The following is an 11,637-nucleotide window of genomic DNA, read 5'->3' as shown; positions in this document are numbered from 1 at the left end:
GTTCGCAAAGACGACCCTGTTAGAACTGGATTTTATGATCCTCATTATTTCTTCACCGTCTTTGCGAGCATCAGCGAAGCAATCCACCTCCTTAACTTTGTTCAAGTTTCGATCTGGATTGCTTCACTACGTTCGCAAAGACGACCCTGTTAGAACTGGATTTTATGATTCTCATTATTTAATGATGAAATTAATTTCATTGGCTAACTCACTAAACAACTGTCTGTGCTCTTCCTTTACCGGTCGCCCCATTAATTCAAACAACCACACCAGATAATTAGCAGCCAGATTGATATCATTGTTATTAGCCTGGGTATGTTTATCCTGCACAGCATTATATAGAAGCTGCTGTTGATAGGACTCTGAGAATATTTCAACGTTTAATACCTGCTTCAAATAACGCTCCACCCAGTCTTTATTTTCTTTCCCCAATTCAGGGATAGCACGACGCGCCTGACGTAAATTTTTAGTGACATCCTGTTGCCATGAGAAAACTGTCTGACAGGCTTTGTTGAATTCTTCCTGAGATAATCTTTCTACATGAAAGGCTAACCAACAGCAGTATAACAATAAGTTGACGTTGGCACCCTCATTATCCTGCAGGGAGTGCGTAATTTCCTGAACGCGGGAATTGCCGTAAGTCGAAATTGAAAAATCCCAAAAAGGATTTTGCAAATAAGTCAGTGCCTCGGAGTTACTGTTTGTCATTAAAATCTCCCTGATATCCTTATAATGAGGAAAGGTTTTGTTTTTGTATCCTTAACTCTTCCAACAACTGTTGAGCATCGCTTAAATTGACCCGCTTATTTAATGCCAGACAGGCCTGTAAACGTTCTTTCAGGGCGTCCATTTCCTCGTTGCTGGCTCCTGCGGCCATCAGTAGATTATTGATATGCAGACGCATATGCCCTTTAACAATCCCATCTGTACATAATGCGGTTAGCGCCCCCAGGTTTTGCACCAGGCCCACTGCGGCAATCACTCGAGATAATTCATTGGCAGATTGTACCTTCATCATACCAAGACATAACCTGGCAGTGGGATGCAGGGTGGTCACGCCGCCAACTATCCCCACTATGATCGGTGCAGTAATCTCTCCTGTTAGTACCCCATCCTTATATCGCCAAATGGTAATAGCCTGATAACGTCCGTTTCTGGAGGCATAGGCATGCACCGCAGACTCCACAGCTCGCCAGTCATTGCCAGTGGCAATCAGCACCGGATCAATCCCATTCATCACTCCTTTATTATGGGTGGCTGCTCGATATTGATCCTTCTCTGCAAAAAATGAGGCCTCTTGTATGCGATTTCCCAGATGCGAGTCAACGTCCTCGATTGACACTTTTGCAGTGGTCAGCTTCTGATCGTTTAAATTTGACAAGATGCACATGGTTACTTTTTCATTTGTCATCTGCTCTATGGGTTCTTTTAAAAACTCCAATACCTGATTGATTAAATTAGCACCCATCGCATCACAGCTATTTAGAGTAAGATGAATGACTGCCATATCGCGCTGTTCATCCAAAGGAACTCGTCTCAAAGTTAAATCGATTACACCTCCGCCCCGCCTGACCATATTTGCAGCAACTTCTGAGTTGGCAAGATCGATCAATCGCTGCCGATTTTCAGAAAAGAGCTCAGCAAATTGCTCAAAGTTACTCACATTAGCCAATTGAATCTGCCCAATAATTCCCTCTCCATTAATTCTGGTTTCAATCTGCCCCTGTCGTCTTATCCAGCGAGCTGTTTTTGATAGAGCCGCGATAATGGATGTCTCCTCCACTGCCAGAGGGATAGTATAGTCCTTTTGATCAATGCGAAAATTGGTAGCCACACCTAAAGGGAGCTGAAAATAACCAATAGAGTTTTCAATTAGTTTTTCCGATAAATCAAGATGCTGTACCCCTCCCCTGGAAAGGTAGCTGATATCCTCCTGGCTGAGCACTCCAAAGGCCATCAATCGCTTCAATCGCTCCTGTGAATTTAATTTGGAGAACCCATGAAATAATTCCGCATTATCACCATCTAGGCACATAGTTTCCCCTTTAAGTCACTGAGTACACGACTCCCAGTACAAAACATGGCTACTTTTAATTCGTATTCAATGGTGGACATGCGCAACATGACTTGCTCAACCGATTCCAAAGCCACTTCAAGCATTGGCTTGGCATAACCTACGGTGCTTGCACCCAATGCGAAGAGTTTTGCGGCATTTAAACCATTCAGAACGCCACCGGATCCCCAAACTTCAAAAACAGGTTGTAATTCAACAGCGGTTTTCACCGACTCCACCGTATCCACACCCCAATCCTTAAATGTAATACCGGCCTGATAACGTACAGGATCATGAATAGCCCGATGTCCTTCAATACGTCCCCAATGGGTTCCACCCAATCCACTTACATCAAGGGCAGCAATACCAATATCTTTCAGTCTTTTAATTGTGGAAGCTGAGAAACCACAGCCAGTTTCCTTAACAATGATCGGTAAGCCAAGTTCTTTAACAATATTTTCCAATGCGGTCCAACAACCTTTATAGGTAGTATCTCCTTCCGGCTGTATACACTCTTGCAGGGGATTACAGTGGACTATTAACGCATCGGCCTGAAGCGACTCTGTAATACGTTGAATGTCAGTAACTGAAGAAATGATTAATTGGGCAATGCCAATATTGCTAAACAGGCTGACATGAGGATAATCCTGGCGTAAAGAGCGCCACTCAAAAGCCGCTTGCGGATCGGTTAATTCGCGCCGTTGAGATCCAACGCCCATAGCCCACCCGCTTTGCGCACAGGCTTCAATTAGGTTTCGATTAATTGAGGCAGCATGGAGGTGACCCGCTGTCATCGAACTGATTAAAAAAGGAGATTTGACCTTGACCCCAAAGCGATTGCTTTCAATTGAAATTTCATCAAAATCCAAATCGGGTAAAGCCTCGTGTTCAAAATGTAAATGATCAAAGCTGCTTAGATTATTGGTTTGATTCTCAGGCATCAATGCCAGTTTAATATGATCCTGTTTCCGTTTTTCAAACTGCTCAAACTCATTAGCCATAAAGGTACTCGCTACTGATTGTCACTTATTGAAGGCTGTTTGATAAGTGGAGCTCATTAAAAAGAGCTATGCGACTTTCGCAATGGACTTTGTGAACTCCACAAACAGTTTTCAACGTCTTTTAATCGTGAAAATTAACCCAGATTGGTTAAGAGTTCATGCATTGCCACGGCACAATCAGCTACTTCTCTGCCTTTATGGCCATACTTGCCTCCCAGACGATCCCAGGCCTGCTCGTTATTTTCAGTGGTAAGCACCCCAAAAAGTACTGGAATGCTGTGATCCAGACATACTCTCATACAGCCATCACTCACCACATCGCAGACCAAATCATAGTGACTGGTATCACCACGAATCACTGAACCTAAAGTTATAATCGCTTTTGCCATTTTCTTGCTGGCAATACGTTGGGCCACTAGCGGGATTTCAATAGCGCCAGGAACATCGAAGAACAGAATGTCTTTATCTTCAATCCCTCTTTTGCGCAGTTGATCCACTGCACCTTCTTTTAATGCCGCTGTAATATCAGAATTAAATTGACTTGTAATTATTGCAACAGGAAACGATTTCACAGGCTTGAGATCTTCAGCCGGCTTTGAATATTGCATTATATTCTCCCTACTTTTAATCGGTCATGACTTATTTAACTTGCAGCGAGCTGCTGTCGCACATTGGTTATGTCAATCGCATAATCTACACAATTCACGCCTTTATGCCCGTAGCGTCCACCAAGAGCTTCCATCGCTTGCGAAGCATGCTCGGTCGTCAGGATGCCAAATATAACAGGAATATTAAAATCTCTTGATATATCCTGGCAATCTTTACAAACCTGTGGGCCAACCCAGGTATAGTGGTAGGTTTCACCATGAATAATTGAACCAAGCACAATGAGTGCCTCAAAGCGATTCTGAGCTGCCAACATACGCGCAAAATAGGGAATATCAAGCGCTCCGGGCGTCTCTACAACTGTTATGTGCTCTTCTTTGAACCCTCTTGCCCGTAAGTGCTCAAGAGCCCCTTCTAAAAGGGGCTTTGACACTGACGGATTAAACAGGCTGAAAACGATTCCAACCGGAAAAGATTCAACGATACCTTCTTCTTCAGTGTTTTTATAATGTATCATGACACATCCTCACCTAAATTAAGAAAATGCCCTAATCTGTCTTTTTTGGTTTTCAGATAGAAATGATTTTCCATAGTGGGCGGCATTTGTGCTGAAATACGCTCTACCACCTTGATACCATACTTTTCCAGGTCTTCGATTTTTGAAGGATTATTAGTTAAAAGTCTGATAGAGTCCACTTTTAAATGGCGAAGTATCTGATAAGCCATCGCATAATCGCGTTTATCAACCGGCAATCCCAGTTTCAGATTAGCATCCACTGTATCCAGGCCTTTTTCCTGAAGCTCATAGGCTTTCAGTTTATTAGCAAGACCGATACCTCGTCCTTCCTGACGCAGGTATATTAAAACTCCCCCTTCCTGAGCGATACGGTCAATTGAGTTTTGCAATTGCATGCCACAGTCACATCGGAATGAACCGAAAACATCCCCAGTTATACATTCCGAATGGATACGGACTAAAGGAGGAACATCTTTATTAACGGAATCTTTAATCAGCACAAAATGCTCTGAATTATCAAGTTGATTCGAAAACACAGTCATACGAAAATCTTTGTAGTTTTTCATTGGTAAATTAACGGTGGCCTGTGGTTGAATCAGTGTTTCATTGCGGATACGATATTCTAAAAGCGCTTTAATGGTTACCATGAGCAATCCATGTTTCTTGGCAAAAAATGTTAAGGTATCACGTCGACTCATTGTTCCATCAGTATTCATAATTTCGCAGATCACTGAAGCCGGAGTTAAACCTCCCAATCTGGCCAGGTCAACACTTCCCTCGGTTTGACCACCACGCTCCAGCACACCTCGATCCCTGGCTCGTAATGGGAATATGTGTCCTGGGGAAATAAGATCACCACATTTGCTGTTTGGATCTGCTGCTACCTGAATTGTTCGAGCCCGATCATAAGCAGAAATACCAGTTGACACTCCTGTTGAAGCCTCAATTGAAACTGTAAAAGCTGTGCCAAAAGGCGAACCATTTTTAGCGACCATCATGGGTAAGTTAAACTTATCAATGATTGCTCCTTCCATAGCAAGGCAAATGAGTCCCCGGCCGTGTGTAGCCATAAAATTAATTGCTTCCGGTGTCGCAAATTGCGCAGCGATACATAAATCGCCTTCATTTTCCCGGTCTTCATCATCCATCAAAATGATCATTTTACCGGCTTTATACGCTGCAACAGCTTCTTCAATTGATGCAAAGGCACTATTTGACATATTTTCACCCCTAAATATCTGTAAAAAATTAACCAGCTAGAGACAAATTGTATGCAACAATTTGTGCGATATAATCAAATTCCACATTGATTTTTTTCCCTTCTCCTATAAACTTCAGCGTGGTATTTTCGAGAGTATATGGCACAATCATTAATGAAATTTCTCGCCCTCTAACATCATTAATTGTCAAACTCACTCCATCCAAGGTAATAGACCCTTTTGGTATAAGGTATTTCCTTTGATCTTCTGAAAAACCACCGACCACAAGTTCTGTGAAATCTTTAATTTTCCTCCTCTCTTTTACAAATGCTGTTGTATTGACATGGCCACATACATAGTGGCCCCCCAGACGCGTGGATGCCATCATGGCACGCTCAAGATTAACTGGCTCTCCCTCCTGCAGACTCCCCAGAGTCGTTACATCGAGTGTTTCTGGTGAAACATCGAATTGTAGTTTTGTTGGCGATTCAGGCAACCAGGTTAAACATGTTCCATTGACAGCAATACTCTCACCTTCCTGTAAATCGGGTATAAATGCTTCGACTACCAGCCTTTTTCCAGACGATACAGTTGTATTGGTCAGAACTTTCCCCACTTTCTCTACTAAACCAGTAAACACTAGCGTTTCCTCCAATCACAGCAAAGTATGGATTCCTCATCCATACTTTGCCAGGTTAAGACAGCTTTTTTTTGATGACTCAGGCTATTTTTCAATAATTCTTCGTCACTTATCTTCTTCTGATTTTCATCAGAATAAATATAAGTTCTATCCACGAGATCTGCTTGATGTAAAGCTGTCAGAAGCTCAGCACTTCCTTCCACCCATACATCATGAAATCCAAGTTCGCCAAGATGAGTGATTATCTCATCTAAACTTGATTCATAATCTTTCGACTTTTTAGTGTAATAGGTAGCTGATTTATTTTGGACTATTGGTTCTTTTCCTTCATCAAAATAAATTAATACTTTTTTTGACGAGCTAAAGATTTCGGAGGAAATATCTAATTGAAGATTATCATCCATAATGGCAATATTTTTCTGATATTGATTGCCATTTATATTGATATTAATCATTTGACTTTCTGGGTATCGACCTTCAGCAACAGTCAGAATAATATCTGCATTTTTCCTTTGCATTTTAAAAAATTCGCCCTGTGATGGTTTAATGAATCTGGAATTCGATTCTCCTGAAAGATTGTGTTGTAACGCAGTGCTTACGAATGGCTTTTTAGTAAGCCGCCAGTGTCGATAGCTGATATAAAAATCATCGATTTCTTTCAGAGGAAGATAACGGCTTTCGATACCATGTTCTTTCAGAATTGAAGGGGTGTTATTGGAGATAACTACAGGATTGGGATCTCGATACCCGTACACCACTCTATCGACTCCCTGCGCAATAATCGCATTTACACAAGGCGGCGTGCGTCCCCAATGATTACAAGGCTCCAGGGTGACATAAAGAGTGACCCCTTCCAAATGCTTTGGAAATTGCTCAAAAACCAGAACCTCCGCATGTGGAGTACCGGCTCCTTTATGAAATGCACGAGCTATAATGTTCCCTTCACGGACAGCAACAGCTCCAACACTAGGGTTGGGAGCACAAGTTCCTCGTCCCAGAAAGGCCTGTTCTAAGGCGGCTAAAAGATAATTTTCATCCATGCTGGCAACTAACTATTTATTCTTTTATCTAACTATAGTTTTATATTTTGATTTTTGTGGAAATAAAGATAATTTTTTTAGTTTACCAGACAAAAAGATGCTGCATGGGATTGAATATGAACAATTCAGAGGTTGTGTAATCTGAAAGCCAGAAAAGGATAGTTCTCAAAACAGCAGTTTGTAATCCTGTGTATTTCACTGCCAGATTATTTTTGAACATCCTGTTGGTCCTGAATGAAGCTTGACCAATTCAATAAGGGTAAGCTATACCTTATAGAGTTACCCAATGAACGAATCCAATTAGACCGAAAACCAAAAAAATTAAATTTAAACACAGCAGGTTATAATCATGAGCAATCTTTCCACAAATAAAAAAATGAATGATCCAATTCAGAAGGCATCAAAAATAAAGTGTCTAATCTGTGATCTGGATGGTGTAATGACCGATGGTTCAATTTACATGTCTCAGACCGGGTTTGATTTCAAAGTGCTTAATGCCTTAGATGGTGTCGGTATAAATATGCTAATAAAAAATGACATTAAATTTGCTATTCTGACTACTTCCGACATTTCTTCAATTACTCATCATTTAGAGCGGTTTGGAGTGATTTGTTATACGGGCCTAAGCGATAAATTACCGTCATATTATCATCTTAAAGAGGAGCTTCAATTAGATGATGAGGCTATCGCTTATTGCGGTGATGATCTTCCCGATCTGGCTGTTATGAGCCGGGTCGGTCTTAGTATTGCAGTTGCTAATGCAGTAGTGCAGGTAAAGGATATTTCTCATTGGCAGACAAAAAATGAAGGCGGGCATGGTGCTGTACGTGAAGTCTGTGAGTTTATTTTATCGGCGCAAAACAAGCTTAACTCAACTATTGAGGATTATTATCGAAGGACTGTTTAAATATAGGACCATATAGAACAAGCATCCTCAAGCTCGTTAACTGATTATCAATTAGTGGCCGTTTTGAAATGATATATAACATTCGTGATGCTTAGGTTCGAAAAGGAGTTTGTAAAAAAATGATTTTGCTTATGCATTTGACTTTGAAAAAGCAAATTAAGTTAATTTTCATCAATGTTTAAGTAGCAGGAGTCGAATAAAAAATGAGCATCTATAAAAATAGCTTTGGTTTACCGTCTGACACCCAGGGCAAAGATATTGGTGTGTTTCTCCCTATGGGTAACGGCGGTTGGATTTTATCCAAGAATAAACCTGAACTTGATGGCAGTTATGAGCTTAACAAACAAATTGCGTTAATGACTGAGAAGTTAGACTTTGATTTTGTTATGTCAATGGCTAAATATCGAGGATACGGTGGAGAGACTCGTCATTGGAACGATACGCTTGATGCTACATTACTGGCAGCGGCAATTGCAGCCATCACATCTCGTGTTAAAATCTGGACAACCATTCATACTCTATTACAAAACCCCGCGGTTGCGGCAAAAATAATCACCACTCTGGATAAGATAAGCAATGGCCGAGCTGGATTAAATATAGTAACGGGTTCCTATAAGGATGAATTTTCTCAAATGGGAGCATGGCTGGATGATGTTAATCATGATCAACGTTATGATTTGGCAACAGAGTGGATTCAGGCAATAAAAGCACTTTGGCGCGAAGAATCCGTAACAATGAAAGGTAAGTATTTTTCCCTAATTGACTGTCAATCTGGCCCCAAACCTGAGAAGCAGCCTTTCCTTATTTGCGCGGGTATTTCTCCGCAAGGCATGAATTTTACCATCAATGAAACAGACGCTATTTTCCTAAGTGGTAAAACAGATGATGATTTGGCCAAGATCAGCTTGTCTGTCAAAGAACATGCTGAGCAAAAAAGTCGTTATATGCGAACCTATATTCAGATGACTTTAGTCATGGATGAAACCGATGCTAAAGCTCAGGCTCGTGCTAACTATTATAGTGAGGGCCTGGATGAAGGCGCCCTAAACGGGATGCTAAAAGCTTATGGCCTGTTGGACAAAGAAATTGGTAAAGAAAATGATTATGTTAAAGCTGCACGCACTGGTTTTTTATCGATGCGAATAGCTGGTTCAACAGAAACCATTCTGGAGCGAATTCTGGAAATATTTGATCGCACTCATATTGATGGCATGATGATCATTTTTCCTGATTATTTGCACGACATTCCTATTTTTGCCAAGGAAATATTGCCAGGAATACGTAAAAAGTATAGACATGCAATATGAAGCTATAAATTTGTTCTTTGCCAGACTGGATTAGTGACGATAACCAGGGATTGATCACTTCATAAAGGTTTCATTACGAGATTCGATCCCTTCCTCTATCGATAAGTAAAAGTTTGAGGTCATGTCAATTCGTTGTAACAGAGATACGCTTTTTACCCCTCTGGTACAGAACTTCTCTGTTTTTCCATAAAGGAATTCTTTTTCTCATAGTATTTTATTTGTAGTAGCATAATTTTTAAGTGTTTTTTTTGATTAATAATAATCCATTCATAGGCATGCAGGAAAAAAACACTGCTATACTTATCTTTGACTTGCGTCTGCAAAAATATTATTAATTGAAGGAGTCATAAGATGAAGAATAATCCTCGCCTTATTGTTGGTATAAGTGGTGCATCCGGTATTATTTACGGAATCCGTTTGTTACAGCTGTTACGCTCTCTCCCGATTGAAACTCATCTGGTTGTCAGCAAATCAGCTCAGTTGACTCGCGAATACGAAACAGAACTCTCTGTCTCAGAATTAAAAAGTATGGCGGATGTATATCACCCTATTAATGACATTGGTGCCAATATCGCCAGCGGTTCCTTTAAAGCCCTGGGGATGATCGTGGTCCCCTGCTCAATGAAAACACTGGCTGAAATTGCACATGGTATCAGCACCAATCTTATCGGACGTGCTGCCGATGTCATGCTCAAAGATAGACGAAAACTGGTTCTAATGACCAGAGAATCTCCTTTGCATCTTGGCCATCTGGAAAATATGGTTAAAGTAACCATGCAAGGCGGCATTATTTGCCCAGTGATGCCTGCTTTCTACAACAATCCACAAACTGTAGCGGATGTTGTTGACCACAGCGTAGGCCGGGCTCTCGATCTTTTTGATATTGATTCCGGAGTTGTCAAACGATGGGATCCTGACCAGGAAGCTTATTAATTACCAGGATGGCCAGAACTTTAATAGGAAAGGTTGTCTGATATGAAGATTTTTATAAAAAATGTTTCATCTTACAAAATACAACTACTTGCTCAGTCGAATTCGGCTGAGTTCAATTTTAATCGCGAGAGATTTGGGTGTTGAACGGTAAGATCGTCAACAATATCAAGTTATTCATTACTGTTATTGCGAGATTGGCTTAGCAGTTTTGTATGAAAGAGGCCCTGTCATGAAATATTATCAAGATAAAGCGTCCGCTCCAAACGAAATCAAACAGTCTACGCAGTCAAAATTTTCTTACCAGCCCTTGGGCGAGCCTCCTAAAGTGTCACTAATCTCTGAAAACTCCATCCACAACGAAAAATTCCCTGTGCATTTTAAACAATTTGAGAAACTTTGCGACTGCAATCACTTCGTACATGATCTCGAAGACAACTTTCGCTATATCGGACGAGTTCAAAAGGGAAAGCAGTTGGGTCGTCAATGGGGTATTCCTACAGCAAATATTGATGCTGAGCATATGTACCCTTGCCTGTCAGGTATTTTTTACGTCAAGGTAAGACGTAAAAATGGCCAGAGCTACCAGGGAATTGCCAGTGTTGGTAAAAGACCTACAGTAAGAGGTTCGACCCAGGTGCTGGAAGTTTTCATTTTCAATTTCTCTGGCGATCTGTATGGAGAGGCGCTGGAAATTTTATTTGTTCATAAGTTGCGTGACGAAATAAAGTTTTCATCTATAGATGCCCTTATTGGACAAATTTATGATGACATTCATAAAGCCCAAATTCTTTTTCCTGATTGAAATGATTGTGTATTGATTTGTACCTATACTGAAAGAACATAACCAAAACTTATAAAACTCTTTTCGGAAAATAAAATGAATCAATTAAATAAAGGCGATTTGTTTGAGCGTGCGAAAAAAGTAAAATGTCTTATTTGCGACATTGATGGAGTAATGACGGACGGCAAAGTTTACATAGGTAGTAGCGGCGAGGACACGAGAGCATTTAATGCCCATGATGGGATTGGTATGCAAATGTTGATTGCTGCAGGCATTCATCTTGCAGTTATCACCACCTCCAATAGCAATGTCATCTATGAGCGAATGCAGAAAGTGGGCATCATGTGTTTTTGCGGTCAAGTTGACAAGCGAAAAGCATATACGCAGATCAAGGAAGAATTGCAATTACACGATGGTGATTTTGCTTATATCGGAGATGATCTGTCTGACTTGATGATTATTAAACAAGTCGGATTAGGCGTCACTGTTCCCAATGCAGTGCAACAGGTGAAAGAGTGGTCGCACTGGATGACGGAGCGCAGCGGCGGTGAAGGAGCAGTAAGGGAAATCTGTGAAATCATTCTTATGAGCCAGGATAAGTTTGAGATGGCTCTTGAAGGCTACCTCGCAGGTACTGCCTGCCTGTAGATGGA

Annotated in this window: 13 protein-coding genes; 5 read left to right on the top strand and 8 right to left on the bottom strand. The window is 41.0% G+C overall.

Features of this window, described 5'->3' with window-relative positions; all coding sequences use genetic code 11:
- Nucleotides 1-174: 174 nt before the first annotated feature.
- From E1O89_RS10100 to ribD, 8 genes are all read right to left on the bottom strand, one after another.
- Entirely contained in the window at nucleotides 175-708 is a 534-nt protein-coding gene (locus E1O89_RS10100; RefSeq protein ID WP_133140059.1) for a TIGR02444 family protein, read from the bottom strand.
- 19 nt (nucleotides 709-727) lie between these two features.
- Nucleotides 728-2,035, bottom strand: a complete 1,308-nt coding sequence (locus tag E1O89_RS10095) for a hydroxymethylglutaryl-CoA reductase, degradative (protein ID WP_133140058.1) — start codon at nucleotides 2,033-2,035, stop codon at nucleotides 728-730.
- Nucleotides 2,026-3,054, bottom strand: a complete 1,029-nt coding sequence (gene fni / locus E1O89_RS10090) for a type 2 isopentenyl-diphosphate Delta-isomerase (RefSeq protein ID WP_133140057.1) — start codon at nucleotides 3,052-3,054, stop codon at nucleotides 2,026-2,028. Before fni ends, E1O89_RS10095 begins: the two co-directional genes overlap by 10 nt.
- A gap of 134 nt (nucleotides 3,055-3,188) precedes the next feature.
- A complete protein-coding gene (gene ribH / locus E1O89_RS10085) occupies nucleotides 3,189-3,662 on the bottom strand; it encodes a 6,7-dimethyl-8-ribityllumazine synthase (protein ID WP_133140056.1) in 474 nt (157 codons plus the stop codon).
- A gap of 35 nt (nucleotides 3,663-3,697) precedes the next feature.
- Nucleotides 3,698-4,177, bottom strand: coding sequence for a 6,7-dimethyl-8-ribityllumazine synthase (ribH, locus tag E1O89_RS10080; protein WP_133140055.1), 480 nt, complete (start codon nucleotides 4,175-4,177; stop codon nucleotides 3,698-3,700).
- Nucleotides 4,174-5,397 carry a 3,4-dihydroxy-2-butanone-4-phosphate synthase gene (gene ribB / locus E1O89_RS10075; protein WP_112218375.1) on the bottom strand — a complete coding sequence of 408 codons (1,224 nt, stop codon included), beginning with the start codon at nucleotides 5,395-5,397 and terminating at the stop codon, nucleotides 4,174-4,176. The genes ribH (E1O89_RS10080) and ribB overlap by 4 nt, the downstream gene beginning before the upstream one ends.
- 28 nt (nucleotides 5,398-5,425) lie before the next feature.
- Complete coding sequence (locus E1O89_RS10070) at nucleotides 5,426-6,016, bottom strand: riboflavin synthase (RefSeq protein ID WP_112218376.1); 591 nt, start codon at nucleotides 6,014-6,016, stop codon at nucleotides 5,426-5,428.
- Nucleotides 6,016-7,056 carry a bifunctional diaminohydroxyphosphoribosylaminopyrimidine deaminase/5-amino-6-(5-phosphoribosylamino)uracil reductase RibD gene (gene ribD, locus E1O89_RS10065; protein WP_133140054.1) on the bottom strand — a complete coding sequence of 347 codons (1,041 nt, stop codon included), beginning with the start codon at nucleotides 7,054-7,056 and terminating at the stop codon, nucleotides 6,016-6,018. The genes E1O89_RS10070 and ribD overlap by 1 nt, the downstream gene beginning before the upstream one ends.
- 349 nt (nucleotides 7,057-7,405) lie before the next feature.
- Here ribD and E1O89_RS10060 point away from each other — a divergent pair, with 349 nt between their 5' ends.
- The 5 genes from E1O89_RS10060 to E1O89_RS10040 all read left to right on the top strand — a co-directional run bounded on the left by E1O89_RS10060 (nucleotide 7,406) and on the right by E1O89_RS10040 (nucleotide 11,632).
- On the top strand, nucleotides 7,406-7,963 hold the full coding sequence (locus tag E1O89_RS10060) for a KdsC family phosphatase (protein WP_262337491.1): 558 nt from the start codon (nucleotides 7,406-7,408) through the stop codon (nucleotides 7,961-7,963).
- 203 nt (nucleotides 7,964-8,166) lie between these two features.
- Nucleotides 8,167-9,270: an LLM class flavin-dependent oxidoreductase gene (locus tag E1O89_RS10055; RefSeq protein WP_133140053.1), complete on the top strand. Its 1,104-nt coding sequence runs from the start codon at nucleotides 8,167-8,169 to the stop codon at nucleotides 9,268-9,270.
- Nucleotides 9,271-9,621: 351 nt separating this feature from the next.
- Nucleotides 9,622-10,203 carry a UbiX family flavin prenyltransferase gene (locus E1O89_RS10050; protein ID WP_133140052.1) on the top strand — a complete coding sequence of 194 codons (582 nt, stop codon included), beginning with the start codon at nucleotides 9,622-9,624 and terminating at the stop codon, nucleotides 10,201-10,203.
- Nucleotides 10,204-10,432: 229 nt separating this feature from the next.
- Nucleotides 10,433-11,005 carry a riboflavin kinase gene (locus E1O89_RS10045; protein ID WP_133140051.1) on the top strand — a complete coding sequence of 191 codons (573 nt, stop codon included), beginning with the start codon at nucleotides 10,433-10,435 and terminating at the stop codon, nucleotides 11,003-11,005.
- 75 nt (nucleotides 11,006-11,080) lie between these two features.
- Nucleotides 11,081-11,632 carry a KdsC family phosphatase gene (locus tag E1O89_RS10040; RefSeq protein ID WP_133140050.1) on the top strand — a complete coding sequence of 184 codons (552 nt, stop codon included), beginning with the start codon at nucleotides 11,081-11,083 and terminating at the stop codon, nucleotides 11,630-11,632.
- Nucleotides 11,633-11,637: the final 5 nt, after the last annotated feature.

The sequence above is a fragment of the Legionella genomosp. 1 genome (assembly GCF_900640215.1).
GTDB classification, from domain to species: Bacteria; Pseudomonadota; Gammaproteobacteria; order Legionellales; family Legionellaceae; genus Legionella_C; species Legionella_C quinlivanii_A.
The sequence above is the reverse complement of the archived record's forward strand: the minus strand, read 5'-3'. Positions and strand labels throughout refer to the sequence as shown.